The organism is Stenotrophomonas sp. ZAC14A_NAIMI4_1 (assembly GCF_003086915.1).
Lineage (GTDB): Bacteria > Pseudomonadota > Gammaproteobacteria > Xanthomonadales > Xanthomonadaceae > Stenotrophomonas.
In genome coordinates this window covers 3324704-3351355 of sequence record NZ_CP026002.1, presented here as the reverse complement: position 1 = coordinate 3351355, position 26652 = coordinate 3324704, and the positions used below count along the sequence as shown (strand labels likewise).

The following is a 26652-nucleotide window of genomic DNA, read 5'->3' as shown; positions in this document are numbered from 1 at the left end:
CTCAACCCCCACTGACCGGCGGCAGAATCGCCACGCGGCCATCGGCCGGCAGCGCATCGTGGTCGCGCAGCACCCGTTGCTGGTCGGCGAACGCCGAGTAGTCCAGCAGGCCGGCACGGAAATCCGGCCAGCGCACCGGCAGCAGCTCGCGCAGCGCCTGGCGCAGATCGGCAATGGTCGCCCCGGCAACGTCAACCGCGATCTCGCGGCTCGCATCCAGCTCGGAAAACGCACCAAACAACTGCAGGTTCACCTGTTTCATCATGATTCCTCGCTTACCAGCTGCACCGGTTCGTGGTGACCCCAGCCCTGCACCCGCACATAGGTCCCGGCCGGCGCGAGGTTGCCCTCGGCCTCCAGCACCACCCAGGCGTTGGCCCGCAGCATGGACATCAGGCGGAACGACTCCTGGCCGGACAGCACGCGCGCGCTCAACCGTCCCTGCGCGTCCACCTCCACCCGCGCACGGGCATGGAAGCGCAGCCCTTCGGGCTTGCGCACGTCGGCCTGCAGCGGCAGCTGCAGCGGCGTCTCCGGGGCCAGCCCCAACAAACGACGCAGCACCGGCTCGACGAAGAAGCGCTGTCCCACCGCCGCCGACACCGGGTTGCCCGGCAGGCCGAAATACAACGCGCCGCCAGGCAGTACCGCGAACAGCAGCGGCTTGCCCGGGCGGATCGCCACCTTGTGGAAGATGATGCGGGCGCCGCGCTCACGCAGCGCGTCTGGCACGAAATCGTAGCGCCCGGCCGACACGGCACCAGTGCTGATCAGCAGCTGCGCCCCGGCGTCCAGTGCCTGGTCGAGCACAGCGTTGAAGGCGGCCACCTCGTCGCCCACCGTGCCCTGCCAGACCACCTCGGCGCCGGCTGCCTGCAGGCGCCCCACCAGGTAGGGCCGGTTGCTGTCACGGATCTGCCCGGACTGCAGCGACTGCGCGGCCTCGGTCACCAGTTCCTTGCCGGTGGCGATCACTGCAGCCTTCGGCCGCGCAACCACCGCCACCTCGCCGACGCCGATGGCGTGCAGCAGGGTGCGGGCGTTGATATCCAGCACGTCGCCGGCACGCAGCACGCGCTCGCCCTCGCTGACGTCCTGGCCGCGCAGGCGCACATGCTGGCCGGGGCTGACATCCGCACGCAGCGCGATCCGGGTCGGGCGGCCTTCGTGGCGCTGCAGGATCTCCACCTGCTCCACCGGCACCACCGTATCCAGGCCGGTCGGCATGCGCGCACCGGTCATGATTTCCCAGGCGCCCTCGCCGCCCACGGCGCCGTCATCGCCGGCGGCCTGCCAGCCCTGCACTGCAAATTCGGTACCACTGGCGAAGGCCGTGCCATCGGCCCGCAGCGCGAATCCATCCATCGCCGAGTTGTCGAACGGCGGCAGCGACTGTGCGCTGATGATGTCGCTGGCCAGAGTGCGCCCGCCCGCATCGTGCAGGCGCAGGCGTTCGGCCGGCAGCGCCGAGGCCGCCTCCAGCAGGTGCTGTAGTGCTTCGCTGTAGGCAATCATGCGGCGCCCCCCTGGCCGTGGCCACCGCCATCGACCATCGCCAGGGCATGTCCAAGTACCGGCGCCAGGATGTCCAGGCACTGCGCGGCGGCGCGCGGGCTGCCCGGCAGGGCAAACACCAGCAGGTTGCCCAGCTGCACCACTTCGGCCCGGCTCAGCCAGGCCATCGGCGTGTGCTGCGCACTCAGCGCGCGCACCATCTGCGCCAGCCCATGCACCGGGCGCGCGTCCAGCGAACGCAGCGCCTCCGGGGTCAGGTCGCGCGGGCCCAGGCCCGTACCGCCGGTGCACAGGCACAGGCGCACGCCGCTGTCGGCCAGCGCGCGCAGGCGGCTGGCCAGCGGCTCGATGCCATCGGCCAGCACCTCGGCCGCCACCACCTCGCCGCCCAGCGCCTGCAGGCCCGCCACCAGCTTCGGCCCGGACGCATCGGCATAGGTGCCATCACTGGCCCGGTCGCTGAGGGTGATCACCGCGCACGCCGCGCCCTCCAGGCCCTTCGGCGCACGTGGCTTGAAACGGGCGCGCTCGGCCTCGTCCATGCCATCGGGATGCAGCCAGACACCGCGCTTGCCACCTTCCTTGAACAGCAGGCGGATGCCTTCGATGCGCAGCGCCGGTTCCACCGGCTTGCTCAGGTCGTACAGGGTCAGCAGGGCCGCGTTCACCCCTGCCAGCGCCTCCATCTCCACGCCGGTGCGCGCCTCGCTGGCGCACTCGCACCAGACGCGGATCGCCTGCCGTTCCGGCACCGGTGCGCAGAACACCTGCACCAGTTCCAGCGGCAGCGGGTGGCACAGCGGCATCAGCATCGACGCCATCTTTGCGCCCTGCAGGCCGGCAATCTCAGCCATCACCAGCGCATCGCCCTTGGGCAGGCGGCGCTCGACGATCAGCGGGTAGGCCACCGGCCCGGCATGCAGTTCGCCCACGGCCACCGCGCGGCGGCGGGTAATGCGTTTGTCGCGGACATCGGCCATGTGGAAGGCCGCGTTCAATTCCCCGGTCATGGTGTTGCTCATCCTCCGATCGAGGCCAGGTGCGGGGTCAGCCCGGTCTGGCCCTGGTGCAATCCGTGCCCGGCCGCTTTCAGGCCGAGCTGGGTGGTGATGCGTGCCAGCAGTGCGTCGTGGTCGTCGTCGCTCTGCAGCAACGGGCGCAGCGGCACGCCGAATTCGCCGAACAGGCACAGCCGCAGGTCGCCCTTGGCGGTCACCCGCAGGCGGTTGCAGCCCTTGCAGAAATCGCGCGAGTACGGCGCGATGATGCCCACCGTGCCGCGGTGCTGCGGGTGGCCGAACTCGCGGGCCGGGCCGGCATCGGCCGCACGCGGGCGCTCCTGCCAGCCAGCCGCCAGCAGCTGTTCGATCACCACGTCAGCGCGCAGGTGGTGGCGCTGGAAATAGGCTTCGTTGTCGCCGGTGCGCATCAGTTCGATGAAGCGCACGCTGAAGGGCCGGTCGCGCAGGTACTCCATCCACTGCGGCAGCTCGTCATCGTTCAGCCCGCGCAGCAGCACCGCGTTGAGCTTGATCGTCTGCAGGCCCAGCGCCTGGGCCAGGGCCAGGCCCTGCTCGATCTCCGGCAACCTGTCATGCCCGGTAATGGCGTGGAAGCGCTCGCGCTGCAGGCTGTCCATGCTCACGTTCAAGGCCGTGAGGCCGGCACGATGCCAGCCCGGCAGGCGCCGCGGCAGCAAGGTGCCGTTGGTGGTGATGGCCACCTTGCGGATGCCGGGCACCGCAGCCACGGTGCCGATGATCTGTTCCAGGTCCTTGCGCAGGCTCGGCTCGCCACCGGTCAGGCGGATCTTGCTCATGCCCAGCGCCGCAAACGCGCGCACCAGCCGGGCAATCTCGTCCACCTGCAGGAAGCGCGGCCGGCCCTCACCCTGGTAGCCATCGGGCAGGCAATAACTGCAACGGAAGTTGCAGGCTTCGGTCAGCGACAGGCGCAGGTACGGAAAGCTGCGCCCGAAACCGTCGGTGAGTTGGCTCATGGCTGGTCCACCTTGTTGCTCCACCGTATTGCCTATGCCCGGAATGGTCCGGATACCCTCGCCTGCTGGAACGATTGCCAGAGTACGCGTCCTTCAGTTCCATGGGCATGACTTAAATCAATCGCCGCTGGCCCGGCCGCGCACGCGTTGTGGCAGCATGCGGCTTTCCGTGCAGCGGATGTGTGACAACCCTCATGATGATGAACGATTTCCAGCAACTCCTGCACGCCGCCGCTGAACAGGCCGAGCCGCAGCGCCTGCTGTTCGTGTTCGTGCGTGCCGACCTGCCCGAATCGCCCACCACCGACCAGCGCGACCGGCACGACCGCCGCGAGGGCGGCACCCTGTCACCGGTGCTGTGCGTGGACAAGCTGCCTGCGGAAGTACCCAGCTTCCAGGCTTTGGCCGCCGAATCGACCACCACCGGCATCAACTGGGACCTGGTGTTCGTGGCCGCCATGGACGGGCGCGCCGGCTTTGCGCCCAACAGCGATGAAGCCGCCCGCCCGCTGCAGCTGATGGTCAATGCCATCCATGACGGCCAGATCGGCCGCTTCGCCGCCTTCGACCGCGCTGGCGAGCCGATCCAGTTCTACTAGGCCAGCAGCTGCAGGGTCAGGAAAAAGATCACCAGCACGGTGTTCAGCCCCCAGGCCACGGTCAGCCCGCGTGCGGCCACGCCCAGGTTGGGGGTGCGCGCGGTAGGCGCGGCCCGCCACACCGCCGGGATGATCCAGCCGGTATAGAGCAGCAGCGCGGCAAACAGGGCCAGCAGCAGCGTGGTGCGCTGGTTGGCCAGGGCCCACAGGGCTGCCGCCCACAGCAGATTGCTGGGAATGACCCCCTGCAGCCAGAACACGCTCCACAGGCGCGTGTGGCCGTGCGTGCCAGGCGAGGGGTGGAGGGACGCGCTTGCGGTCATAAGTCTCCCTTCTAAGCAGGAAGCAGGCCCATCCAGCCTGCGCCCCGCCGCGGCCAGCGTCAACCACCGCCGCCCTACTGTAGAGTCGAGCCTGCTCGACTACCTCGACTCCACGACCATGCCCAGCACCTGCAACGGATTGCCTGCTACCCGGCGCTGCACCCCGCTCATCACCCTGCTCCTGCTCGCCCCCGCCGCGCTTGCGCAGCCGCAGCCGACCGACGTTGAATCGCGCATCGCCCGCGTCGAGCACGGTCTGTCCAGCCCCATCAAGGTCAAGGGCCAGGCCCAGCAGAAAATGACTCTGGCCGAGCGCATGGCCTTCCACGATGTGCCCGCCGTCAGCATCGCCCTCATCAACAACCAGCGCATCGAATGGGCGCGCGCCTACGGCGTGCTGGAACCCGGCAGCACCCGCGCGGCCACGCCGGGCAGCCTGTTCCAGGCCGGCTCGGTCAGCAAGACGGTGGCCGCGCTCGGTGCACTGCGGCTGGTCGAACAGGGCCGACTTTCCCTCGACGCGCCCGCCAACACGCTGCTGCGGCACTGGAAGATTCCGGACGACACCTTCACCTCGCAGCAGCCGGTCACCCTGCGCAGCCTGCTCAACCACAGCGCCGGCACCAACGTGCACGGCTTCTTCGGTTACGCGCAGGGTGAGCCGCTGCCCACCCTGCTGCAGATCCTGCAGGGCGCCCCCCCGGCAAACTCCGATCCGGTGCGCGTGGAGGCCACGCCCGGCAGCGCGTGGAGCTACTCCGGTGGCGGCTACACCGTTGTCCAGCAGATGATGGCCGACGCAGCCGCGCAGCCCTACCCGCAGCTGATCCAGCAGCTTGTACTGGAGCCCCTGCAGATGCGCGACAGCAGCTATGCCACCGACCTGCCGCCGGCACTGCGCGCGCGTGCCGCCCATGCCCACCCCAGCGATGGCCAGCCGGTGCCGGGGGGCTGGCGCGTCTACCCCGAAGCCGCCGCGGCCGGCCTGTGGACCACGGCCAGCGATCTGGCCAAGGTCGTGCTGGAGGTGCAACACGGCGGCCAGGGCGCGCCGGGAAAGGTCCTGTCCAGCGCGATGGCCAGGCAGATGCTGACCCGCATCAAGGGTGACTACGGGCTTGGGCTGTATGTCGCACCCATCGGCACCGGTACCAGCTTCGCCCACACCGGAGGCACCCACGGCTTCCGTGCCCAGATCCAGGGCTACACCCATACCGGCCAAGGCATTGTCGTGCTGACCAGCAGCGACAGTGGCGCCGCCCTGGTCGACGAAATCCTGGTGAGCGTGGCCGCCGAATACGGTTGGCCGGAATTCCAGATCATCGAGAAGTCCGCGCTGGCCCCGGACCCCGCACTGGATGCCGAGGTGGCCGGTGACTACGTGCTGATGGACGCGCCCGCCCGTGTCACCCGCGAAGGGGATCGCCTCTATTTCCAGTGCGATCTCTTCGGGGCGCGGCCGATGGAGCTGTTCCGGCAGTCCAGCCGCGGCTACTTCATGACCGCACAGGACATGACCATCGCGTTTGCGGCATCAACCGCAGGCAAGGTGCCCGGCTTCGAACTGAAGCGTGGCGGCACCACCTACCCCGCGACCCGCAAGGAGTAACCACTGATGCGCCTGCTGCGTCGAATGATGATTCCGATCGTGCTGGGCGTGGTCTGCGGGTGCTCCCAACAGGCGACGCCACCACCACCGACCGCCGCCAGCGAAGACCCGCTGGCCATCGAAGACAAGCCACCCAACGCCGAGGGCCAACCCATGCTGGATGATCTTGCCCGCGTGGCCCGCGACGCCGACCGCATCGTGGTCGTTGAACATTCCTCCCCGTATGACACCAACAACAGCAGCAACAGTGCCACGCCGCCAGCGGAGCGCAGGTATCGCGAAGCGGTGCTGACCGGCACTCGCAAGCAGCCGTTCCTGGCCACGCTGGAGGGCATCGACCCTTATGTGAGCGACTGGACCACCGCCTGCATCTTCGAGCCACATCATCGCTTCGAGTTCTACAAGGGGAAGAAGCGCACCCATACGCTGGAGGTCTGCTTCCAGTGCGGCGAACTGCGGTGGGATGGCACGAAGAATCCGGTGCCGCAGGCGTTCTACGCGGGGCTGCATCCCTTCATCGAAAGCCTCGGCATGCAGCCGGAACGCGATTGGCAGGCCCTGGCCCGGTTGTAGAGTCGAGCCATGCTCGACTGCACTGCACCGCTCCGCCCCGCCCCCATCGCCACATCCGTCCTAGACCTGTCATCGCACAGGGCTAGGATGGGCCATGAACATGCGCCTTGTCTGCGGCTCGATCGCCGCCCTCTTCCTGATGGCGTGCAGCACGCCATCGCCCCGCCAGGCCTCTGCAACGCCCCCGACCACGGTTCAGCCGTCACCGCGCCTGCTGCTGGTCTCCATCGACGGCCTGCGCGCCGATGCCCTTGATCGCGGCCTGACCCCCAACATCCAGCGGATGATCGACGGTGGCGTGCGCGCACGCTGGATGACGCCGTCCTATCCGTCGCTGACCTTCCCCAACCACTACACCCTGGTCACCGGCCTGCGTCCCGGCCACCACGGCATCATCCACAACAGCATGCACGACCCGCAGCTGGGCGGTTTCGAGATCAGCAACCCGGCCGCCGTCACCGACGCGCGCTGGTGGGGCGGCGAGCCGATCTGGGTGAGCGCCGAGAAGGCCGGCGTACGCACGGCCACCTGGTCGTGGCCCGGCAGCGAGGCCGCCATCCAGGGCGTGCGGCCAAGCCAGTGGCAGGTCTATGACCGCTCCATCGCGCTGGAGGACCGCGTGCAGACCGTGCTGGGCTGGCTGGCGCAGACCGGCCCGCAGGCGCCGCGCCTGGCCACGCTGTACATGGAAAACGTCGACAAGGCCGGCCACACCTACGGGCCGGATTCGGCTGAGTACCGCCAGGCGATCCAGCGCGCCGATGCCATCGTCGGCCAGGTGCTGGAAGGCCTGGACGCACGAGGCCTGGCCACCGCCACCAACATCGTGCTGGTGTCCGACCACGGCATGGCCGAGCTGCCCGAGGGCCAGGTACTGGACACCGAGCGCATGGTCGATCCGGCCATTGCGGTGGCCACCAGTGTGGGCCAGCCGGTCGGCTTCCAGGCCATGCCCGGGCGCGAACGCGAGGCCGAGCGGGCGCTGCTGGGCCGGCACGACCACTACCAGTGCCGGAAGCGCGCCGACCTGCCGCCGCGCTGGCAGTACGGCCAGCACCCCCGCACGCCGCCGATCATCTGCGAGATGGATGAAGGCTGGGATGCACTGACGCCCGGCATGCTGGCCCGCCACGCCCATGCGTACCGTGGCACCCACGGCTACGACAACACCCTGCCGTCGATGCGCGCGGTGTTCGTGGCCACGGGGCCCTCATTCGAGGCCGGCAGGACCGTTGAAGGCTTCGACAACGTGGATGTCTATCCGCTGCTCGCCCGCCTGCTGGACGTGCCGGCGGCAGCCAACGATGGCAACCCGGCCACGTTCGACGCGGTGCTGCGCACGCACTGAGCGGGCCGTTCCGTCGCGGATCCGCGCGTGTTCGTCGCGCGTGCGGGCCGCTTCATCGCATGCGGGTTCTCAGCGGGCCAGAACCGGGATACGGTGCGGATTGACCACGCACACGACTTCACCTGCCCATGCGCCGCTGGCTTCTTCTCGTACTCGCCACCCTGCCCTTCGCCGCTGGCGCCATCGTCATCCGCAGCGATGTGGATGACAGCGCCTACCGCGTTCCGGCATCCGCATTCCAGGCCCTGGCCGACCTGCCCGGCGAGGGCCATGGCGTGCTCATCGCGCCGCGCTGGGTGGTGACCGCCGCGCACGCCGCGCCGATGGAGGGCATGAACGCCGAGGTGCAGATCAATGGTCAGGCCTACCGCGTCGAACGGGTGTTCGTGCATCCGGGCTATCGGCGCATGCCCGATGCCTTGGGCCAGGCGGCATTGGCATCGGGCAACCCGGGCCCCATCCACGCCTTCCTCGCCGCTTCCGATGACATCGCGATGATCCAGCTCGCCACGCCGGTCAACGACGTTGCGCCGGTCCGCCTCTATCGAGGGCATGACGAAGCGGGCAGGATCGCCACGCTCGTGGGTAAAGGTGCAACAGGCAACGGCTTGACCGGGCTGGCGCCAGGTGCTCCTCACCGGGGTGAGCTGCGCCGCGCGGAAAACGCGGTGACCGGCGGCAACGACCGCTATCTCTGGTATCGCTTCGACGGCCCGGGCAGTGGCCTGCCGCTGGAAGGCGTGATCGGCAGCGGTGACAGCGGCGGCCCGTTGCTGATCCGCGACCCGCAGGGCTGGCAGGTGATCGGCCTGGGCTCATGGATCACGGCCGTACCCGAACATGCGCTGGAAGCCGGGTATTACGGGCAGGTGGTGCACAACGTGCGCATCTCGCGCTACGCCGGCTGGATCGAGAGCGTGATGGACGGCGAACGGTGAATCACCGGGCGCGGGACACCAACCGTGGCCGCAGCCGCCTGTAGAGCCGAGCCACGCTCGGCTGCATCTCGCGAGGCGCTTGCGCAACGCCGCATGGTAGATTCTCCGGCGTGCCACGAGGCACCTGGGAACATGACACCATGGATGACCGCACTCCCCGCTCCCCGATCAGCGCGCGCTTCCCTGCAAGGATCCTGCCGCGTCCAGCGGGGCTGATTCTCTGTGCGGGCCTGATCACCGCCAGCCATGCCAGTGCGCAGCCGAGCACGCACGCGGAGGACGTCAAGGCCATCGAACAGGTCCTGGAAACCTTCCGCACCGCACTGGTCAACAAGGATAAGCCCACCTACATGAGCCTGTTCTTCTCGGACAAGGCTGAGGACATCGGCTGGCAATTCGTTTCCGAGGACGTGCGCCTGCAGGACATCCGCAGGACCAAGCCCGACGCGATCAAAGCGCGGCAGATTCCCTCGAACAATTTCATCTCGCTCATCGACAATGCGGTTGCATCGTCCACGCCGAAGGAAGAAGTTTTCTCCAACCCCAGGATCGAAACCGATGGCGACGCCGCCTCGCTGACCTTCGATTACACGTTCCTGTCCGATGGTGTGAAGCAGAACTGGGGCAAGGAGATGTGGCAGCTCATCCGCACCGAACAGGGCTGGAAGATCTTCTCGGTGATCTATTCGGTACGTGACGAGCGCAGCCCGGCCGCCGAGTGATCTGTAGAGCCGAGCCATGCTCGGCTGCGTTTTGCTCTTCTGTAGAGCCGAGCCATGCTCGGCTGCGGTCTGCGCGAACCAGTCGAGCATGGCTCGACTCTACAAGAACAAAGCAGCCGAGCATGGCTCGGCCCTACAGACGCGCGCTTTCCAGCTGGTGGGTCAACAACCGCGTCAGGTTCCGGCGCGCGAAGTACCCCTGCAGCTGCGCGGCCTTGATCGTCCGCGCCTTCAATCGCGGCGTGCCGTCGGCGCCGTATTCGATGCGGTAGCAGCGCGAGGCACCACAGAGTTCGGCCTGGCTGGCGGTGACGATGACCACTGTCACTTCCAGGCTGGTGAAGGCGTTGCCGGTCTTGATGTCCGGGTTCTCGGTACCGGCGCGGTCGATGAGCGTGCGGAACCGGCCCAGGTCGCGCTCACCGCCGCTGCTGAGCGGGCCGACGTTGGTGGCGCGGCGGATGTCCTCGTCCTCGCAGGGCGCGCCCTTGCTCCAGTGCTCGGTGCGCTCGGGGATGACCGCGCGCACCACGGTGCCGTCGGGTTCGATCAGATCGATCACCACGTCCAGCAGGTACACCGGCTCCAGGCCCAGGTTGGTCACGAAACAGTGCGCGTCCAGGTTGCGGCCGGCACCGGAGGTGATGAGGATCGACGGGCGCTGCTGGCGGCGGTAGCTGCGCAGAAAGAAACTGAGGTAGACCACCCAGATCAGGGCGGTCACGCAGGTCATCACTGCCGTCAGCAGCGGCGCGAAATGGAGCAGGTTCTGCAGCATCCTCGGTGAAACTCGTGGGCGTGGGGCGGCCCATGGTCGCGGTTGGCGTGCTTGTGGGTTGTGAAGTCTTCGATTTCGACGGGACGCGGGGGCATCCACGCATGGCGTGGATCTACTGCGCGGCCGGGTATGGCCCTTGTTGCGGGGGAACACTGCACCTACCATCGGACCGCCCTTTCCCTTTCCCACCCCGATGACGACCTTCGCCGAACTCAACGCTGCCCAGCTGGCCACCCACGCCCTCAACATCTTCATCGCCGAGGGCCGCCACATCGAAGGCGCGCGCGTGATCTACCGTGCGCTGCAGCTCGACCCGCATGAACCCGATGCGCTGCGCAGCCTCAGCGATTTCCACGCCAACTCCGGCACCGAAGCCTTCTCGGCCGCCACCATGGAGTACGCCCTGTCCGGCGCGATCGATCTGAGCACGGAAGAACGCCAGAAGCTGGAAGCGCTGCATTTCCTCGATATCTGGACCTGGGGCTTCGCCCGCCACAGCTCGGGCGAAGCACAGCTGAGTGCAGAGGCTTTCAAGAACCGCGATGACTTCGACGTCGATCACGCCGCCTACGCAGCCTTCCTCGGCACCATCGTGGAGCCGGCGGGATCGCCGCAGGCTGCTTTCCAGGCCGCGCACCGCCTGTCGGGCCTGATGGCGGGCTTCCTGCAGCACGCCAGCAATGACAACCCGGACCTGGACACCGTGCTGCGCGGCGAAGGTTTCGTCGAAACCCCCGCGTATGCGCAGTGGCTGCAGTCGTCCACCGATGACCTGGATGCACTGGACAAGGCCATCCAGGAGCAGCGCCAGAAGGGATGATCCGCAGCGTCGCCGGGCATGGCTCTGCTTGGGTAGAGTCGAGCTTGCTCGACTGCTTCTCCAACAGCAGTCGAGCGAGCCCGGCGTTACGTCATTGGGCCAGCGCGTAATCCAGGCCCGCGCACACCGCCGCCACCTGGGCGTCGTTGCATTCCTGCGGGTTGGTGCGCGGGCTGTCCGGGTACACCTCGGTGGTGGTGGCATAGCGCGCGTCGGTGAAACCGGCGCACGCGCCGATCGAGCGCGACTCGCCCCAGACCACGCCCGGCGACTGCAACGGCAGGCCCACCAGGTTGCCCTCGGCATCGGCCGGGGCGATATGGGTGATCGGGGCCACGGCCTCGATCAGTGCCTTCTGGAAGCCGTGCTGCGGATCCTCGCTGTTGCCGATCACGTAGAAGCCATCGGGGATGGTGTCACGCTCGAACGGCTTGCCATCGCGGGCACAGCGTGCCGGATCGAACTCGTGCAGGTCGCTGTCGGTGGTCTCGTGCAGGTCCAGGTGCACGCGGATGTCAGCCTTGCGCTCGGCCACCCAGCGCATCAGCGAGGCGGCTTCCTCGATCAGGCCCCCGTCACGGAAGCTGCGGTTGGGGTCGATCGCATTCGGGTTCCAGCGCTGGATGCGCTCGTAGCCCCACGGGCTGACGCACGGCGCCACGATCAGGTTCATCCGGCCCAGGTAGCGCTCGGCCTGCTGTTCGAGGAACTGCAGCGCACCGTGCACGCCGCTGGTTTCATAGCCGTGCACGCCGCCGGTGACCAGGGCGGTCGGCAGCGCCGGGTTCCAGTCGTGGTTGACCACGGCAAACAGCGGGTAGTGATCCGGGGCATAGTCGAGCTGGCCGTACTGGATCACGTCGAAACCGTCGTCCAGGCGCTCAAGCGCGGCCACCACGTCGTCGTGGTAGCTGCGCTGGCGTTGCTGGGCGGCCCGCCACTGTGCGCGTTCAGCATCGCCCCAGGGCTGGCCGGGGGTACCGATGGGATAGAACGGCGCGAGGGTCATGCAGAAGCTCCAGAGGGTCCAGTTGCGTTAGTGCAGCCGACCATTCTAAGCCGTCTGCCGGCGCGGGCCGAGACCCTCCCCGTGCCTGACCACGGGGGATGGCCCGGCCCCTTCATCCAGCGGCGGTCATCTGGTTGTAAAATCAACGGTTTTTGGCCCCTGGCTACTTGATGGCGAACGCCGCGCAGCCGGTCCTCGGTGGACCGGACTTCCTCCGCCTGCTTGCCCGTCTCAGCGACGGTGCGATGCCGGCCAGCAGTCCCGCCCTGACCGATCGCCTCGGCCAGTGGGTGGACTGGAGCCGTGCCGTGGCCCTGTCCGGGGCGCTGGACGGCCGCCTGCCCGAGCCGGGGGAGGCCGCCGAGGCGGTGGACGACCTGCTGGCCGACTGCGCACAGGCCGAAGCCAGCCTGCTGGCCTCCATCGGCGAGGATGCCGAGGCCGAGCGCCTGCTGGACCTGGCCGAGGCCGCCGCACAGGCCAACTTCGCCTCGCTGCGCCAGCGCTACCGCGTGTTGCAGCAGGCCATCCAGACCGCCACCGGGCGCCTGCGCGGCCGCCTGCGCGACCAGCTGGTGCAGGCCTCGCCCGAACTGGCACGGCTGGCCGAGGTCGATGCGGTGATGGAACAGACCCTGACCCCGCGCGAACACAGCCTGCTGGCGACGGTGCCCACGGTGCTGGGCGCCCGTTTCGAACGCGTGCACGGCCAGCCCGGCTGGCGCGCGGCATTCCGCAATGACATGCGCAGCCTGCTGCTGGCCGAGCTCGAACTGCGTTTCCACCCGATCCATGGGCTGCTTGCAGCCCTGCGCTCCCACTGACCGGAACACCATGTCCAGAACTGCTTTCCATGTCGTTGTATTCCTTGTCGGCCTGCTGGCCGTGTGCTGGATCGGCATCGGCTACGTGGCGGTGCACCCGCTGGGCGCGGCCGTGGCGGCGATCATCGCGGCCTGCTACATCGCCGGCGGCATGGAGCTGTACCGCTACCGCCAGGCCAGCAACGGGCTGCGCGCTGCACTGAGCGACCTGGGCACGGCGAAGGAATCGCTGGCGCCGTGGCTGGAGCGCGTGCCGGTGGGCCTGCGCAATGCCGTGCGCCTGCGCGTGGAAGGCGAGCGCATCGCCCTGCCCGGCCCAGTGCTGACCCCTTACCTGGTGGGCCTGCTGGTGCTGCTGGGCATGCTCGGCACCCTGCTGGGCATGATGGACACGCTGCGCGGCACCGGCCTTGCGCTGCAGAGCGCGACCGACATGGCCGCCATCCGCGGCTCGCTGGCCTCGCCGGTGCAGGGCCTGGCCGTAGCGTTTGGCACCTCCATTGCCGGCGTGGCCAGCTCGGCCATGCTCGGCCTGCTGTCGGCACTGCTGCGCCGCGACCGGCTGCAGGTGGTACAGCAGCTGGACCGCGCCATCGCCGGTGAGCTGCATCCGTATTCGCAGGCCTGGCAGCGCGCCGAGTCGCTGCGCCTGCTGCAGGCGCAGTCGTCCGCCCTGCCCGCGCTGGTGGACCGCCTGCAGGCGATGACCAGCGCCTTCGAACTGCACAGCACGACGGCCAACGAGCGGCTGCTGGCCGGACAGTCCGAGTTCCTCACCCAGAGCCAGGCCCTGCAGGAACGCCTGGCGGTTTCGCTGCAGCAGTCGCTGCGCGAAGGTGCCGAAGCCAGTGCGGCCGCTATTGGTGGCGCGCTGCAGCCGATGGCCGAAACCACGCTGGCCGGCCTGGCGACCCATGGGCAGGCCCTGCATGCGCGTGTCGAGCAGGCCGTGCAGCAGCAGCTGGCCGGTCTCAATGATGGCTTCGAGCGCAGCCGCATTGCCACCGAGGCGAGCTGGGCCAAGGTCGTGGCCGAGCAGGCCCGGGCGCAGGAGGCGCTGGTGGCCGATCTGCGCCAGCACCTGCAGGCGTTCAGTGATGGCCAGGGCACACAGGCCGAAATGCTGATCACGCGTTTCAGCGATCGCCTGCAGGCCGATGCCGCTGGCACGGCCGACGCATGGCGCAGCGCGGCCGAGCAGCAGCACACATTGAACACCACGCTGCTGGAACGCCAGCAACAGTCGCTGCAGGCGGTGGGCGCACAGCTGGACACGCAGGCACAGGCACTGCTGCTGGCACTGGACGAGCGCCACGCTGCTGGCCAGTCGCTGCTGCAGGATCACGAAACGCAGCGCTCGCAGGACTGGCAGGCGGCACAGGCTGCCGCCGCCAGCGCTCATGCAGAACTGCAGGCGGGCCTGGATGCGCGCGAGCAGCAGCGCCAGGCGCGCTGGGATGCAGTCGCCACGGAACTGCAGCAGGCGCACGTGGCCCTGCAGTCGCAGTTGCAGGCTGGTGATGAGCAGCGCCTGCAGCAGTGGAGCAGCGCACTGGAAGCCATCGCGCAGGGCCTGACCGAGCGCCAGCAGCAGGTCTGCGCGACCCTGGCCAGCACGGCGCAGCAGATCGGCGAGAACGGCCGCGCGCAGGCCAGCGCCACTCTGGCAGAGGTCTCCACCCTGCTGCAGACCGCCGCCGACGCCCCCAAGGCCGCAGCCGAGGTCATCAACGAACTGCGCAGCACCCTGTCCGAAAGCCTGGTGCGCGACAATGCCATGCTGGAAGAGCGCGGCCACCTGCTGGCCACCGTGCAGACCCTGCTGGAAGCGATCAACCACGCTTCGCACGAACAGCGCACTGCGGTGGACGCACTGGTGGGCGGCTCGGCCGAGCTGCTGGAACGCGTCGGCAGCCGCTTTACCGACCATATTGCTGCCGAGACCGGCAAGCTCGACGGCATCGCCGGGCACCTCAGTGGCAGCGCAGCGGAGGTCGGCCAGCTGGCCGGCACCTTCGGCGCCGCCGTCGAACAGTTCGGCGCCGCATCGACCGAACTGTCCGGGCGCCTGGAACAGATCGGCGGCGCCCTGGACGCCTCGCTGGCCCGCAGCGACGAACAGCTGGCCTACTACGTGGCGCAAGCACGCGAGGTGGTCGACCTCAGCCTGCTGTCGCAGAAGCAGGTGATGGAAGAACTGCAGCAGCTGGCCACGCGCCGTGGCAAGGCCGGTAGCGCATGAGTGACGAACTGGAGGTCGACGGCGGCTCGCACGCCCCGATCTGGGCCGCATTCGGCGATCTGATGTCGGTGCTGCTGGGCGCCTTCGTGCTGATCCTGGTCGGCGTGGTGGCGGTGCAGCTGGAGCTGTCGCAGCGGCTGGACCAGGAAGTAAAGCAGCGCCAGGCCGAAGCCAAGCGCCTGCAGACGCTGGAACAGGCGCTGGCCGGCCCCTTGGCTGCCGGCCGGGTGACCCTGGTGGACGGCCGCATCGGCATCAGCGGCAGCGTGCTGTTCGCGCTCAACTCGGACCAGCTGCAGCCGGAAGGCCAGGAGCTGCTGCGCAGCCTGGCGGCACCGCTGGCGGCGTACCTGGGCTCGCGCGAAGAAATCCTGATGGTCAGCGGCTTCACCGATGACGCGCCGATCCGCGATGGCAACCGCCGCTTCGCCGACAACTGGGAATTGTCCGCGCAACGTTCGCTGACCGTGACCCGCACGTTGATTGCCGACGGCGTACCGGCCGATGCCGTGTTTGCCGCCGCATTCGGCAGCGAGCAGCCGGTCAGTTCCAATGCCGATGAAGCCGGCCGCGCGCGCAACCGTCGCGTGGAAATTGCGCCGATCCCCAAGCCGAAGGCTGCTGATGGCACGTAAGCCATCCTCGCCGCTGGAAGGCCTGCGCGGCCTGGTGCGCGACCTCGATACCGGCTCGCGCAGCCTGCCGCACTACCCGCAGGTGCCGATGCTGGACCAGGTGCGCCGCGAGTGGTCCGAGCTGCGCAGCGAACTGCAGGTGCGCCGCTCGCTGCGTGCCGAAGCACCCGCTGATGGCGGCCCGTTGAACTCGGCCGTGCTGGTGCAGCGCATGCTGGACACGATGCAGGCCACCAGCCCCGGCTACCTGCGGCACTTCATCGACTACATCGACACGCTGTCCTGGCTGCAGGCGCTGCAGGACGGTGCCGCCAGCGGCGGCGATGCCGCAAAGCCCAAGCGCACACGCAAGCCCCGCACCGGCGTCTAGGGCGTTGCCTCGGTAGTGCCGGCCGCTGGCCGGCAGCAGCTCACTATCACGCGCATCGCTGTGGTTGCCGGCCAGCGGCCGGCACTACCCCGCCCCGCGCTGCAACAGTGAGCGCCGCGGTAGTGCCGGCCGCTGGCCGGCATTACGTCCACATCGACCACGCGTGCGGATACTCGCCGACCTGCCTGGCGAGACCGGCCCGGATCGGGTTCCCCAGGATGTACAGCGCCTGCTTCACCAGCGACTCCTCGGCTCTCACCGCGTGATCGAAATAGCCTGACTGCCATACCGTACTGCGCCGGTCGGCCAGTCGATTCAGCGCCAGCGCACTGGATGACTTCAACCGGCGGGCGATGTCAGCAAGCTCCGACGCCTGCAGCTGGAACATCCAGTGCACGTGATCCGGCATGACGACCCAGGCGAACGACCGCACCAGCCCCTTCTCTTCAATGTATCGGAACTGCTCGATGACGCAGGCTGCCGCCGCCGCGCTTTCAAAGAGGCGGCGGCGCTGATGGGTGGTCGTTGTCAGAACGTAGACCTGGCCAGTGATCGAGCGGCGGCCGAGGCGGAGGCGATGGCTGCTCATGGCGCATCATGGGCCAGGCAGTTGAGGGATGAACGTCGGGGTCTGCCGTGACGGAGGTTCGGAATTGTCTGGAACTGATCGGGGTTGCCGGCCAGCGGCCGGCACTACCGGATCGCGATTGCCGGCCAGCGGCCGGCTCTACAGGCGCTCAACCGCGCAGGGTTGCGCCGCCATCCACGTACAGGTCACTCATCGCCACGTGACCGGCCTGTTCGGACAGCAGGAACATCACCGAGTGGGCGATGTCCTCCGGCGTGGCCAGCTTGCGCAGCGGGATGCCCGCCTTGTAGGTGTCCAGGTTGCCTGCAATCACCCGCTCGGCGCCGTGCGCGTCTTCCCACATGCCGGTCTGCATCGGCGTCAGCGTGGAACCGGGCGCGACGATGTTGCAGCGGATGCCCAGCGGTGCCAGCTCCAGCCCCAGGCAGCGGCTGAACATGGTGGCGGCGGCCTTCGACGCCGCATAGGCGGCCATGCCGTGGCGGGGCACGCCGGCCGCATTGGAACTGACGGTAACGATCGCGCCCTGGCGCCGCGGGGACATCACCCGCGCCAACGCGCGGCCAACATGGAACACGCCATCGGCGTTGACCGCGAACACGCGCCGCCAGTCCTCATCGCCGGTCGTAGCCACTTCGCCCACATGCAGCACGCCGGCCACGCTGGCGGCCAGCGCGATTGGGCCCACGCCCGACTCCACCTGCTGCACCAGCGCATCCACCGCCGCACTGTCGGTCACGTCCAGCGCGAATGCCCGTACCCGTGCATCCTGCACGGCTGGACGCTGGTAGTCCGTCGCCACCACCGTGCACCCCGCATCGGCCAGCAGCCGTACCAGGGCCGCGCCGATGCCACCGGTCGCGCCGGTCACCAGCGCCACGCGTCCTTCAAAGCCGCTCAGCTGCATGTTGCGATCTCCTGTTGTTCATCCCACTGCCGCAACCGCGTCGACAACCAGGGCGCCAGCTGCGCCACCGCATCGCGGCCCGTCAGTTCGGCGTGCAGGAACGGCAGCTCCAGTGCCTGCACCCTGCGTGCATGGGCCATCCACAACGCCGACTGCAGCTGCGGTCGTGCCTGGTGGTCGCGCCCTGCCCGCACATGCACCAGCGTGCCGTCGAAGGGCCGATGCTGATGTTCGCGGATCAAGCGATTGGTGCCGGTCACCGCACGCACCACGCCATCGAGTACCACATCCGGCAGGCTGCCCAGCGCGCTGCCACCACGGCGCAGGAAGGCGAGGATGCGCTCGCGGCTGTCCAGTTCCGGATGTGCGTCGGGGTCATGGCCGGCGATGGCCAACAACGCACGCAGCGCGGCGATGGCATCGGGCTCAGGCTCGGCCCGCCAGCATTCACTCGGATACGCATCGAGCAGCACCAGCTCACCCACTTCGCGGCCGATCTCGTGCAGGCGCACCGCCATGGCCTGGGCGAGGATGCCACCCACCGACCAGCCCAGCAGGTGTACCGGCCCCTGCGGCTGCAGGGCGGCGATGCGCTGCACGTAGTCATTGGCCATCACCTCGATGCTCGACGGCATGGCCTGCCGTGGGTCCAAGGCCGGCGACTGCAGGCCATGGACCGTGCGCGCCGGCTGCAGCGCACGCGCCAGCGTCCGGTAGTTCCAGGCGATGCCGCCCGCGGGATGCACCACGAACAGCGGCGGCGCGGCGCTTTCCGCCGTCGCCAGTGCGATCACCGGCCCCAGCGCGTGGTCGGCCGACGCTGGTGGCTCGGCGATACGCGTGGCCAATGCGGCCACCGTCGGCTGCGCGAACAGCGCGCCCAGGCCAAGGTCGCAGCGCCAGCGCTGTTCAATGGCCAGCAGCAGATGCACCGCCGAGAGCGAATCGCCGCCCAGGCTGAAGAAGTCCGCGTCCACGGCAACCGGCGTCGCGCGACCGAGCGCCTGTGCGAACAGCGTTGCCAGTTCATGCTCCAGCGGCGTGCGCGGCGCCAGTCCGCCGACGTGCTCGTCCGGCGGCTTCGGCAATGCACCGCGATCCAGCTTGCCGTTGGCCGTCACCGGCCAATGATCCACGCCGACGAATGCAGAGGGCAGCATGTAGTCCGGCACGCGCGTGGCCAGATGGCTCCGCAGCACCGCTGCGTCGGCAGATGCAGAGGGCACGTAGGCAACAAGCCGCGCGTCGCCCGGCGCATCCTGCCGCAGCAGCACTTCCACCCGGTCCATGCCAGGCAGTTCGCGCAGCGCAGCCTCGATCTCGCCCAGCTCGATGCGCAGGCCGCGCAGCTTCACCTGGTGGTCGCTGCGGCCCAGGTACTCCACCGCGCCATCGCCGCGCCAACGCGCGACGTCACCGGTGCGGTAGATGCGCTGCCCGGGCAGGAAGGGGTCGGCCAGAAAGCGCTCGTTGGTCAGGTCGTCGCGGCCCAGATAGCCGCGTGCCAGCTGCACACCGCCCAGGTACAGATCACCGGCCACGCCGACCGGCAGCGGCTGCATGCGTGCATCCAGCACGTACAGGCGCGTGTTCCATACCGGGAAGCCGATCGGCACCGGCCGCGAGCGATCGCCGGCACTGGCCGGCCACCAGCTCACATCCACCGCCGCCTCGGTCGGCCCGTACAGATTGTGCAGTTCCGCATGCACCCGGCCGTGGAAACGGTCGCGCAGCGTGGCATCCAAGGCCTCGCCGCTGGTGAACACGCGGCGCAGGCGCAAGCCCTCGGAAGCCGGTGCCGCGAGGAAGGCGTCCAGCATCGACGGCACGAAGTGCGCGGTGGTGATGTCGTGGCTGCGGATCAGCCGCGCCAGCTCGCTCGGGTCGCGGTGCGCGTCCGGACCGGCCAGCACCAGGGTGGCACCGCAGAGCAGCGGCAGGAAGAATTCCCACACCGACACGTCGAAGGTGGCCGGGGTCTTCTGCAGCACGCGATCATCCGCGGCGAACCCGTAGTGCTCGCGCATCCACAGCAGGCGGTTGACGATGGCCTGGTGTTCGATCACTACGCCCTTGGGTTCACCGGTCGAACCGGAGGTGTAGATGACATAGGCCGCATCGCCCGGCGCCGGATCGGCCCATGGCGCGGCGAAGCTCAGTGCGGTCCACTGCGAGGGTGGCAGCAGCGTGACATCGCCCAGCCGCGCCTGCACGTCGGCCTCAGCCAGCACGCAGGCTGGCTGCGCCGATGCGAGGATGCGCGCCAGCCGTTCATCCGGGTGGGCAAGGTCCAGCGGCAGGTAGGCGGCACCGGCGCGAAGTACGCCCAGCAACGCGACGACCAGTTCAATCGATCGCGGCAGCGCTACCGCGACAATGTCGCCAGGGCCTATGCCCATCGCGTGCAGCTGCGCGGCCAAGGCGAAGCTGCGTGCTTCCAGCGTGCCGTGGTCCATCGTGGTATCGCCGAACACCAGGGCCGTCGCCTGCGGATCGCGATCCAAGCCCTGCTGCAGCAGCTGCACCAGGGTGGTCGCAGGCAACGCGTGGTCGGTGGCATTGAAGCCATGGACGGTGCGCTGCGCCTCGTCCGGCGTCGCCAGCGGCACCTGGCAGATGTCGTCCGCCTGCAGTGCCGCTGACACGAAATGCTGCAGCCGCACGGCGTGCGCCTGCACGTCATCCAGGCTGTAGAGCGCGGGATTGGCTTCGATCTCCAGATCCAGCAGCGCCTGTCCGTCGCCACGGAAACCCAGGGTCAGGTCATCGACCGGGCCGGTGCACAGCACCTCCAGCGTGGTCTCAACGCCGGGCAACGCCAGCGGCTTGTAGAACGGCTGCACGTTCACCAGCGGGCCGTGCAGGCGCTGCTGCACGCCCACCAGGCCGAGATCGCGGCGCATCTGCTCGCCCCGGTAGCGACCCTGCCTGCGCCCTTGGCTCAGTTGCCGGCCGATGCCGCGCGCGAACGCCTCGACGCTGCCCTCGCCCGCCGCCACCCGCAGCGGCAGTACGTTCATCACCATGGCCGGCACCCGCGCCGAGGCATTGCCCAGCCGCCCCATGTAGGGCACGCCCAGCACGACTTCCTCGGCGGCACTCATCCGCCGCAGGTATTCGGCCGACAGCGCGGCCAGTACGTCCGGCCACGGTTGCAGCCAGCGCACCGACGTCTGCAGCAGCAGGTCACGGAACGCGGCATCGAGTGGCTGCACCCAGCGCAGCGCATCGCTGCCCGCCGCCGCCGTACCGGCCAGGCCCGCAGCGGCCGGTGCGCCCCGCAACTGCTCGCGCCACCACTGGCCCGCCTGCTCGCGACGCGCATCACCACGGTAGGCGGCATCATCGGCCAGTACGCCTGCCAGCGGCGGCAACGGTTCACCGCCGCGGCCTGCGTGCAGCGCACACACGCGATCACTGAACAACGCCATGCCATAGCCATCGGCAGCCAGGTGGTGCACGCGCAGGTACCAGACCCAACGCTGTCCACCCAGATCAAACAGCACCTGCTGGCTGATGCGGTCGCGGGTCGGGTCCACCGGCGCCAGCCGGTCGGCCTGCATCGCCGCCCGCGCCGAGGCGGCGGGATCGGCGTCCGCAGAGAGATCGTGCAGTGCCAGCAGCGGCACGTGGGCAGCGTCATGCCATTGCAGGGGCTGTCCATCCTCGCCCTCGGCAAAGCGCAGCGCCAGGGCCTGCGCTTCGGCGGCGGCCTGGTTGGCGGCGGCCACGAAGGCGGCCACGTCCAGCGCGCCCTCGATCCACACGGCGTGGGCCGTATTGAACGCGGGATTGTCCGGCGCAAGGCGCTGGGCGAACCACAGGCCCGACTGCGCCTCGGTCAGCGCCACCGGCGTGGCCAGCCCCGCAGCGGTCATGCCCGCTGCGCCGCCTGCAGCGTCTGCACCACCGCCCACCACTGGCGCAGCGTGCTGTGCTCGGCCAACTGCGAGAATTCCAGCGGCAGGCCGGTGTTGCTCCAGGCCAGGACCAGGCCGAGCATGCGCATCGAATCCAGGTCCAGGTCGATCAGGTTGTCGTCGTCGCCGATGTCGGCCGGCGCACAGTCGAGCACGCGGGCCACGTCGGCCCGCATGCGTTCAAGGTCCAGCACGTCGTTCGTCGTGGTCATCACAGCACCTCCAGCAGCTGATCGGTGGTCATCGGCACGCCACTGGTGCGCGCGATCCAGTGCAAGGCCTGGTCATGGTCGGCGCGCGAGAAGTCGGCCACCGCATCAGCGGCGATGAAGGCTTCGATGTCGCGCTGGAAGGCTTCGGCCACCGTGGCCGTGCAGCCGATATGCGCATACACGCCGGTGACCAGCAGCTGGTCGCGGCCACGCACGCGCATCAGGGTTTCCAGGTTGCTGCGCTGGAACGCGCTGTAACGGTGCTTGACCAGCACGTGTTCGCCAGCCTGCGGGGCCAGCGCATCGATGATCGGCTCATGCTCGTCGCTGCGGCGCATGCCCGGGCCCCACAGGTCCGCCTGCAGGCCGCGGTCGCGCCGGTCCTGGTCGCCATGCTGGGCGGTGTAGAACACCGGGATGCCATGTGCACGGCAGTGCGCCAGCAGGCGCGCGATGTTGGCCACCGCTGGCTGCAGCGGCGCGGCGTCGGCGTCGAACGCGGCGAGGAAGTAGCGCTGCATGTCATGCACCAGCAACGCGATGCGATCACGCTGCGGGCGCCACGGGCCGCGCGGTGCCGGCAGTTCGGCGGCGGTCGGCAAGGCGTACGGGGTAATGCGGGGCAGCGCCATCAGCGCGTTCCTCCTGTCTGTTGCAGATGACGCGCGCGCAGCTGCGCACGCAGTTCACGGCGGCTGATCTTGCCGACCGCCGTGGTATCGAAACTGTCCACGAACACCACCTGGTCGGGCACCTTGAATGCCGCCAGGCCGCGGCCGCGCATCCACGCCTTCAGCGCCGGACCCTTGATCGGCTCGCCCTGCTGGATGACGAAGGCGCAGCTGCGCTCGCCCAGGTAGTCATCGGGAATGGACACCACCGCCGCGTCGAACACGGCGGGATGGGCCAGCAGGTGGTCCTCGATCTCCTCGGCGGAGATCTTCTCGCCGGCACGGTTGATGTGGTCACCCGCCCGGCCCTGCACCACCAGGTAGCCGCCCGGGAGCTGCTGCACGCGATCACCGGTGCGATAGAAGCCATCGTCGGTGAAGGCCCGTGCGTTGGCCACTTCATCGTTGTGGTACGCGCCGATGGTGTATGGGCCGCGGGTCAGCAGATGCCCCACCTCGCCCTCGGCCACGGGCTGGTCGTGGTCATCGACCACGCGCACCTCGTCATCCGGGCTGATCGGCCGGCCCTGGCAGGCCACGATCAGTTCTTCAGGGTCATCCAGCCGCGTGTAGTTCACCAGGCCCTCGGCCATGCCGAACACCTGCTGCAGGGTGCAGCCCAGGCCATCGATCACCCTTCGGGCCGCCTCAGGCACCAGCTTGGCCCCGCCCACCTGCAGCACCTGCAGGCTGGACAGATCGTGCGCGCTGGTCGCCGCCGCCTGCGCCCACAGCAGCGCCAGCGGCGGCACCAGGCCACAGCAGGTCACGCGCTCACGGGCGATCAGCGGAAACGCCGCATCCGGGCCCGGGCCGGGGCTGAGTACCACGCGGGCGCCGGCGTACAGCGCGCCGAAGAACCCCGGCGAGCTCATCGGGAAGTTGTGCGCCGCCGGCAGCGCCACCAGGTAGACGCTGTCGCGGTCGATGCCACAGATCGCGTTGCTGGCGCGGAACGAATAGATGTAGTCGTCGTGGGTGCGCGGGATCAGCTTGGACAGCCCGGTGCTGCCACCGGAAATCTGCAGGAACGCCACCGATTGCGGGTCCGGTTCGGACGGCAGCAGGCTGCGGTCACCCTGCAGCGCGTCCAGTGCGATGAACCCTTCCGCCTCGCCATCGATCACCACGCGCGAGACGGCGGGCACTTCCGCCTGCAGCGCGCGCGCCAGGCCACGATGGTCGAAGCCCTCGTGCACATCGGTGGTGATGTAGGCGCTGGCTTCGGCCTTGCGGGCGAAGTGGACCAGCTCGGTGAGGCGGTGGGCCGGCAGCACATACACCGGCACCAGTCCGGCACGGAACAGCCCGCATACGGTGGTGATGAAACCGGCGGTGTTGCCCAGCTGCACCAGCACCCGGTCACCCGGCTGCAGACCCTGCCCCAGCAGGCCGGCGCCGATACGCCCGGCTTCGTGCCACAGCTGTGCGTAGCTCAGGCGTACGTCACCGGCCACCACCGCGATGTCATCGGCGTACTGCTCTGCGCGCTCGCGCAGGAAGGCCGGGAAGGTCTCGCCGCGCCAGTGGCCGGCGGCGCGATAGCGTGCAACGCGCCCTTCGGGCCAGGCCTGCTGCAGCGGCAGCCGAGGGGATTCAATGGGGTTCATGGCTGGGGCTCGATCAGGGCCGCCAGGTCGTGCACACCCAGGGCGTTCAACAAGGCAGTGAATTTCGCGCCGGTCTCGGCTGCTTCAGCCTGCGGCTGCGAGTCGGCGACGATGCCGGCACCGGCGAACAGCCGCAGCTGCGTGCCCTGCAGGCGTGCGCAGCGGATGGCCACGTACCAGTCGCCGTCACCCTGCGCGTCCAGCCAGCCGACAGCGCCGGCGTAGAAGCCGCGTGGCACCGGCTCCAGTTCGCGGATGCGCTGCAGCGCGGCCTGTCGCGGGGTTCCGCAGACCGCAGGCGTCGGGTGCAGTTCGGCCAGCAGTGTGGCGGCGGGCGTCGATCCATCCTTCAGCGTTGCATGGATGCGCGTGCCCAGGTGCCACATGCTGGCGGTAGCGTGCAGCACCGGCTGCGCCTGTGCCTCGACACGACGGCACCAGGGGGCCAGGCCGTCGACGATGGCCTCGACCACGTGGCGGTGTTCATCGTGGTCCTTGCGCGAAGCCAGCAACGCCTGGGCCACGCGCTGGTCCTCGGCCGGATCGCTGCTGCGGCGGGCAGAGCCGGCCAGCGGATGCGACAGCACCTGGGCGCCGCGCTTGCGCAGCAGCAGTTCCGGTGTCGCGCCGACCAGCCACGCCGGCGCCTGCCCGGGTTCGACCGGCAGCGGCACGGCATAGGTCGCCACCGAGGGATCGGCACCCAGGCGCGCCAGCAGCGTGTCCGGCGCCAGTGGCTGCTCGGTGTGCGCCACCAGGCTGCGCGCCAGCACCACTTTGCGCAGCGTGGCCGACGGTGCGCGCATCGCCTCCACGGCCGTCGCCACGGCAGCGGCGTAGGCCTGCGCAGTCGGCTCGGCTGTCAATGCCCCGCGCAGGGCGGGCGCGTGCAGAGGCGCCATGTGCAGCCCCGGCAGTACGCGTTCGGGCTGGTACAGCGCATCGTCCGCACGCGGCTCGAACGGCACGGCGCCCACCAACAGCCCCGGGCCACCCCGCTGCTGGGCGAAGAAGGCCTGCACGCGTTCGGCCAGGCTGGCCAGCGCGCCGGTCGGCAGGCTGGCGCGGCAGCCGCGTGCGTGGATCTGCTGGTCGGCGTGCTGCAGCAGGAACAGCGCAGCTTCGTCAGTGTGATGGGCAGGCGTCGGCGCAGCGTCCGGCCACGCGCCCTGCATCAGGGAATCGTTCATGCGGTCTCCTTCGCGCGATGGGCCATGGCCAGGCCGCACAGCAGCAACAGCAGCACGCCCACCAGCAGATACGGCAGGCTGGCGCCTGCGCGGTACAAGACCGTGCCCAGCATCGGGCCGGCCACCATGCCCAGCCCCTGCGCGGCGGCGACGGTGCCGGCGGCTGCGCCCTGTTCGTGCGGCTCTACCGCATCGGCGGCCAGTGCCTGGAAGGACGGGAACACGAACCCCATGCCGAACGCCGCCACTGCGTAGGTGGCCGGCAGCTGCCAGGGCTGCTGCACCGCCGCCACCGCGGCAAAACCCAGCCCCGCAATCAGGGCGCCGATGATGATCCAGCGGCGCGGATGCACCTCCAGCTTCATTACCAGCACCTGCGCCAGGATCAGGCCCACGCCGACGGCGGTGAGTGCGATGCCGGCCATGCGCGCGCCCGCAGCGGCATCCAGCACGAAACGATCAATGGCGAAGAACCCCACGGTGACCTGCGCGATGGTCACCGACACCATTGCCAGGAAGGCCGCCAGCTGCGGCAGGCGCAGGCGTGCATCGAGCCGCGACATCGGTGCGCGCGCACCCGCCTGTGCAGCGGCCACGGGCGGCGTGGCCGGCAGCCGCCAGGCAATCAGCGCCAGCGACAGCAGCGGCAGCAGCGCCGCCACGTACAGCGCCAGGGAAAGGTTGCGGTAGGCCAGCCAACCCGCAGCAGCCGGGCCCAGCACCATGCCCAGCGCATTGGCGCTGCCCAGCCGCGCCATGAACTGCGCTCGCTGGCCGGTGGGGGCCTGGTCGGCGATCAACGCCGCCGCCGTGGGCGGGACAGCTGCATAGAACAGGCCGATCAACCCACGTGCGCCGACCAGCACCAGTACCGAGACCAGCACGGGCGGAACCACCTGCAGGGCGACGTCGATGAACACCGCCAGGCCGATGTAGATCACCGTGTAGGCAGCCATGGCCAGCAGCAGCACGCGCTTGCGGCCGATGCGGTCACTCAGCCGTCCCCAGGGACGGGCGGCCAGCATCCACAACACGCCAGCGGCGGTGACCGACAGGCCGGCATGCCATTCGGACAGGCCGAGCAGGCGCACCACCGGCCCGATCACCGCCACGAACGACATCATCGCCATGGTGCCGATCAGGGCGGCAAGGACCAGGGCCGGCAGACCGGCGACGACGGGACGTGCATGCATGGGACACCAGCCGTTTCTAAAGAAGGCGCCGCCCCGGCAGGGGTGATGGCACCCTC

The 26652-nt window shown here is 69.2% G+C and carries 26 protein-coding genes; 11 read left to right on the top strand and 15 right to left on the bottom strand.

Going from position 1 to position 26652, the window contains the following annotated elements:
- Position 1 precedes the first annotated feature (1 nt).
- From C1926_RS15280 to moaA, 4 genes are read right to left on the bottom strand one after another with little or no spacing between them, the layout of a single operon-like run.
- A complete protein-coding gene (locus C1926_RS15280; protein WP_108759768.1) occupies positions 2 to 262 on the bottom strand; it encodes a MoaD/ThiS family protein in 261 nt (86 codons plus the stop codon).
- A complete protein-coding gene (gene glp, locus C1926_RS15275) occupies positions 262 to 1515 on the bottom strand; it encodes a gephyrin-like molybdotransferase Glp (protein ID WP_108759767.1) in 1254 nt (417 codons plus the stop codon). Before glp ends, C1926_RS15280 begins: the two co-directional genes overlap by 1 nt.
- The gene (gene moaCB / locus C1926_RS15270; RefSeq protein WP_108760722.1) at positions 1512 to 2525 is read right to left on the bottom strand and encodes a bifunctional molybdenum cofactor biosynthesis protein MoaC/MoaB; all 1014 of its coding nucleotides are present in this window, start codon (positions 2523 to 2525) and stop codon (positions 1512 to 1514) included. Before moaCB ends, glp begins: the two co-directional genes overlap by 4 nt.
- An 8-nt stretch (positions 2526 to 2533) precedes the next feature.
- Positions 2534 to 3514 carry a GTP 3',8-cyclase MoaA gene (moaA, locus tag C1926_RS15265; protein WP_108759766.1) on the bottom strand — a complete coding sequence of 327 codons (981 nt, stop codon included), beginning with the start codon at positions 3512 to 3514 and terminating at the stop codon, positions 2534 to 2536.
- A gap of 194 nt (positions 3515 to 3708) precedes the next feature.
- Here moaA and C1926_RS15260 point away from each other — a divergent pair, with 194 nt between their 5' ends.
- Complete coding sequence (locus C1926_RS15260) at positions 3709 to 4113, top strand: ribonucleotide reductase subunit alpha (protein ID WP_108746825.1); 405 nt, start codon at positions 3709 to 3711, stop codon at positions 4111 to 4113.
- On the opposite strand, the gene C1926_RS15255 is transcribed toward C1926_RS15260, so the two are convergent.
- Positions 4110 to 4436, bottom strand: a complete 327-nt coding sequence (locus C1926_RS15255) for a hypothetical protein (protein WP_079222095.1) — start codon at positions 4434 to 4436, stop codon at positions 4110 to 4112. The two genes, C1926_RS15260 and C1926_RS15255, sit on opposite strands and share 4 nt — an antisense overlap.
- A gap of 118 nt (positions 4437 to 4554) precedes the next feature.
- On the opposite strand from C1926_RS15255, the gene C1926_RS15250 reads away from it, so the two are divergent.
- The 5 genes from C1926_RS15250 to C1926_RS15230 all read left to right on the top strand — a co-directional run bounded on the left by C1926_RS15250 (position 4555) and on the right by C1926_RS15230 (position 9626).
- Positions 4555 to 6045: a serine hydrolase domain-containing protein gene (locus C1926_RS15250; RefSeq protein WP_254057281.1), complete on the top strand. Its 1491-nt coding sequence runs from the start codon at positions 4555 to 4557 to the stop codon at positions 6043 to 6045.
- Positions 6046 to 6051: 6 nt separating this feature from the next.
- A complete protein-coding gene (locus C1926_RS15245) occupies positions 6052 to 6618 on the top strand; it encodes a hypothetical protein (RefSeq protein WP_108759765.1) in 567 nt (188 codons plus the stop codon).
- A gap of 94 nt (positions 6619 to 6712) precedes the next feature.
- Complete coding sequence (locus C1926_RS15240) at positions 6713 to 7966, top strand: ectonucleotide pyrophosphatase/phosphodiesterase (RefSeq protein WP_108759764.1); 1254 nt, start codon at positions 6713 to 6715, stop codon at positions 7964 to 7966.
- Between the two features lie 128 nt (positions 7967 to 8094).
- Positions 8095 to 8904 carry a trypsin-like serine protease gene (locus C1926_RS15235; RefSeq protein WP_108759763.1) on the top strand — a complete coding sequence of 270 codons (810 nt, stop codon included), beginning with the start codon at positions 8095 to 8097 and terminating at the stop codon, positions 8902 to 8904.
- Between the two features lie 140 nt (positions 8905 to 9044).
- A complete protein-coding gene (locus C1926_RS15230) occupies positions 9045 to 9626 on the top strand; it encodes a nuclear transport factor 2 family protein (RefSeq protein WP_254057280.1) in 582 nt (193 codons plus the stop codon).
- 133 nt (positions 9627 to 9759) lie between these two features.
- On the opposite strand, the gene C1926_RS15225 is transcribed toward C1926_RS15230, so the two are convergent.
- Positions 9760 to 10404 carry a hypothetical protein gene (locus C1926_RS15225; RefSeq protein WP_108759762.1) on the bottom strand — a complete coding sequence of 215 codons (645 nt, stop codon included), beginning with the start codon at positions 10402 to 10404 and terminating at the stop codon, positions 9760 to 9762.
- 193 nt (positions 10405 to 10597) lie between these two features.
- On the opposite strand from C1926_RS15225, the gene C1926_RS15220 reads away from it, so the two are divergent.
- On the top strand, positions 10598 to 11224 hold the full coding sequence (locus C1926_RS15220) for a hypothetical protein (protein ID WP_108759761.1): 627 nt from the start codon (positions 10598 to 10600) through the stop codon (positions 11222 to 11224).
- 91 nt (positions 11225 to 11315) lie between these two features.
- Here C1926_RS15220 and C1926_RS15215 read toward each other — a convergent pair whose 3' ends face one another.
- Positions 11316 to 12233, bottom strand: coding sequence for a M14 family metallocarboxypeptidase (locus C1926_RS15215; RefSeq protein WP_108759760.1), 918 nt, complete (start codon positions 12231 to 12233; stop codon positions 11316 to 11318).
- A gap of 170 nt (positions 12234 to 12403) precedes the next feature.
- Between C1926_RS15215 and C1926_RS15210 the strand changes: the two genes are divergently transcribed.
- From C1926_RS15210 to C1926_RS15195, 4 genes are read left to right on the top strand one after another with little or no spacing between them, the layout of a single operon-like run.
- Complete coding sequence (locus tag C1926_RS15210) at positions 12404 to 13057, top strand: DUF3348 family protein (RefSeq protein WP_108759759.1); 654 nt, start codon at positions 12404 to 12406, stop codon at positions 13055 to 13057.
- Between the two features lie 10 nt (positions 13058 to 13067).
- Positions 13068 to 15299 carry a DUF802 domain-containing protein gene (locus tag C1926_RS15205; protein WP_108759758.1) on the top strand — a complete coding sequence of 744 codons (2232 nt, stop codon included), beginning with the start codon at positions 13068 to 13070 and terminating at the stop codon, positions 15297 to 15299.
- On the top strand, positions 15296 to 15934 hold the full coding sequence (locus C1926_RS15200; RefSeq protein WP_108746841.1) for an OmpA family protein: 639 nt from the start codon (positions 15296 to 15298) through the stop codon (positions 15932 to 15934). The genes C1926_RS15205 and C1926_RS15200 overlap by 4 nt, the downstream gene beginning before the upstream one ends.
- Complete coding sequence (locus C1926_RS15195) at positions 15924 to 16304, top strand: DUF2894 domain-containing protein (protein WP_108759757.1); 381 nt, start codon at positions 15924 to 15926, stop codon at positions 16302 to 16304. The genes C1926_RS15200 and C1926_RS15195 overlap by 11 nt, the downstream gene beginning before the upstream one ends.
- 142 nt (positions 16305 to 16446) lie before the next feature.
- Here the strand turns inward: C1926_RS15195 and C1926_RS15190 are convergent, their stop codons facing one another.
- The 8 genes from C1926_RS15190 to C1926_RS15155 all read right to left on the bottom strand — a co-directional run bounded on the left by C1926_RS15190 (position 16447) and on the right by C1926_RS15155 (position 26596).
- A complete protein-coding gene (locus tag C1926_RS15190) occupies positions 16447 to 16893 on the bottom strand; it encodes a transposase (RefSeq protein WP_108759756.1) in 447 nt (148 codons plus the stop codon).
- 148 nt (positions 16894 to 17041) lie between these two features.
- Positions 17042 to 17800, bottom strand: coding sequence for a 2,3-dihydro-2,3-dihydroxybenzoate dehydrogenase (locus C1926_RS15185; RefSeq protein WP_108759755.1), 759 nt, complete (start codon positions 17798 to 17800; stop codon positions 17042 to 17044).
- Positions 17791 to 21678 carry a non-ribosomal peptide synthetase gene (locus C1926_RS15180; RefSeq protein ID WP_108759754.1) on the bottom strand — a complete coding sequence of 1296 codons (3888 nt, stop codon included), beginning with the start codon at positions 21676 to 21678 and terminating at the stop codon, positions 17791 to 17793. Before C1926_RS15180 ends, C1926_RS15185 begins: the two co-directional genes overlap by 10 nt.
- Complete coding sequence (locus C1926_RS15175) at positions 21675 to 21932, bottom strand: phosphopantetheine-binding protein (RefSeq protein ID WP_079222120.1); 258 nt, start codon at positions 21930 to 21932, stop codon at positions 21675 to 21677. Before C1926_RS15175 ends, C1926_RS15180 begins: the two co-directional genes overlap by 4 nt.
- A complete protein-coding gene (locus C1926_RS15170) occupies positions 21932 to 22564 on the bottom strand; it encodes an isochorismatase family protein (protein ID WP_108759753.1) in 633 nt (210 codons plus the stop codon). The genes C1926_RS15175 and C1926_RS15170 overlap by 1 nt, the downstream gene beginning before the upstream one ends.
- Positions 22564 to 24213 carry an AMP-binding protein gene (locus C1926_RS15165; protein WP_108759752.1) on the bottom strand — a complete coding sequence of 550 codons (1650 nt, stop codon included), beginning with the start codon at positions 24211 to 24213 and terminating at the stop codon, positions 22564 to 22566. The genes C1926_RS15170 and C1926_RS15165 overlap by 1 nt, the downstream gene beginning before the upstream one ends.
- Positions 24210 to 25403 carry an isochorismate synthase gene (locus tag C1926_RS15160; RefSeq protein ID WP_108759751.1) on the bottom strand — a complete coding sequence of 398 codons (1194 nt, stop codon included), beginning with the start codon at positions 25401 to 25403 and terminating at the stop codon, positions 24210 to 24212. The genes C1926_RS15165 and C1926_RS15160 overlap by 4 nt, the downstream gene beginning before the upstream one ends.
- The gene (locus C1926_RS15155) at positions 25400 to 26596 is read right to left on the bottom strand and encodes an MFS transporter (RefSeq protein WP_108759750.1); all 1197 of its coding nucleotides are present in this window, start codon (positions 26594 to 26596) and stop codon (positions 25400 to 25402) included. Before C1926_RS15155 ends, C1926_RS15160 begins: the two co-directional genes overlap by 4 nt.
- Positions 26597 to 26652 lie beyond the last annotated feature (56 nt).

Coding starts and splice junctions, on each gene's coding strand:
- C1926_RS15280 (WP_108759768.1), bottom strand. CDS start 262: ATGAAACAGGTGAACCTGCAGTTGTTTGGTGCGTTTTCCGAGCTGGAT.
- glp (WP_108759767.1), bottom strand. CDS start 1,515: ATGATTGCCTACAGCGAAGCACTACAGCACCTGCTGGAGGCGGCCTCG.
- moaCB (WP_108760722.1), bottom strand. CDS start 2,525: ATGACCGGGGAATTGAACGCGGCCTTCCACATGGCCGATGTCCGCGAC.
- moaA (WP_108759766.1), bottom strand. CDS start 3,514: ATGAGCCAACTCACCGACGGTTTCGGGCGCAGCTTTCCGTACCTGCGC.
- C1926_RS15260 (WP_108746825.1), top strand. CDS start 3,709: ATGATGATGAACGATTTCCAGCAACTCCTGCACGCCGCCGCTGAACAG.
- C1926_RS15255 (WP_079222095.1), bottom strand. CDS start 4,436: ATGACCGCAAGCGCGTCCCTCCACCCCTCGCCTGGCACGCACGGCCAC.
- C1926_RS15250 (WP_254057281.1), top strand. CDS start 4,555: ATGCCCAGCACCTGCAACGGATTGCCTGCTACCCGGCGCTGCACCCCG.
- C1926_RS15245 (WP_108759765.1), top strand. CDS start 6,052: ATGCGCCTGCTGCGTCGAATGATGATTCCGATCGTGCTGGGCGTGGTC.
- C1926_RS15240 (WP_108759764.1), top strand. CDS start 6,713: ATGAACATGCGCCTTGTCTGCGGCTCGATCGCCGCCCTCTTCCTGATG.
- C1926_RS15235 (WP_108759763.1), top strand. CDS start 8,095: ATGCGCCGCTGGCTTCTTCTCGTACTCGCCACCCTGCCCTTCGCCGCT.
- C1926_RS15230 (WP_254057280.1), top strand. CDS start 9,045: ATGGATGACCGCACTCCCCGCTCCCCGATCAGCGCGCGCTTCCCTGCA.
- C1926_RS15225 (WP_108759762.1), bottom strand. CDS start 10,404: ATGCTGCAGAACCTGCTCCATTTCGCGCCGCTGCTGACGGCAGTGATG.
- C1926_RS15220 (WP_108759761.1), top strand. CDS start 10,598: ATGACGACCTTCGCCGAACTCAACGCTGCCCAGCTGGCCACCCACGCC.
- C1926_RS15215 (WP_108759760.1), bottom strand. CDS start 12,233: ATGACCCTCGCGCCGTTCTATCCCATCGGTACCCCCGGCCAGCCCTGG.
- C1926_RS15210 (WP_108759759.1), top strand. CDS start 12,404: ATGGCGAACGCCGCGCAGCCGGTCCTCGGTGGACCGGACTTCCTCCGC.
- C1926_RS15205 (WP_108759758.1), top strand. CDS start 13,068: ATGTCCAGAACTGCTTTCCATGTCGTTGTATTCCTTGTCGGCCTGCTG.
- C1926_RS15200 (WP_108746841.1), top strand. CDS start 15,296: ATGAGTGACGAACTGGAGGTCGACGGCGGCTCGCACGCCCCGATCTGG.
- C1926_RS15195 (WP_108759757.1), top strand. CDS start 15,924: ATGGCACGTAAGCCATCCTCGCCGCTGGAAGGCCTGCGCGGCCTGGTG.
- C1926_RS15190 (WP_108759756.1), bottom strand. CDS start 16,893: ATGAGCAGCCATCGCCTCCGCCTCGGCCGCCGCTCGATCACTGGCCAG.
- C1926_RS15185 (WP_108759755.1), bottom strand. CDS start 17,800: ATGCAGCTGAGCGGCTTTGAAGGACGCGTGGCGCTGGTGACCGGCGCG.
- C1926_RS15180 (WP_108759754.1), bottom strand. CDS start 21,678: ATGACCGCTGCGGGGCTGGCCACGCCGGTGGCGCTGACCGAGGCGCAG.
- C1926_RS15175 (WP_079222120.1), bottom strand. CDS start 21,932: ATGACCACGACGAACGACGTGCTGGACCTTGAACGCATGCGGGCCGAC.
- C1926_RS15170 (WP_108759753.1), bottom strand. CDS start 22,564: ATGGCGCTGCCCCGCATTACCCCGTACGCCTTGCCGACCGCCGCCGAA.
- C1926_RS15165 (WP_108759752.1), bottom strand. CDS start 24,213: ATGAACCCCATTGAATCCCCTCGGCTGCCGCTGCAGCAGGCCTGGCCC.
- C1926_RS15160 (WP_108759751.1), bottom strand. CDS start 25,403: ATGAACGATTCCCTGATGCAGGGCGCGTGGCCGGACGCTGCGCCGACG.
- C1926_RS15155 (WP_108759750.1), bottom strand. CDS start 26,596: ATGCATGCACGTCCCGTCGTCGCCGGTCTGCCGGCCCTGGTCCTTGCC.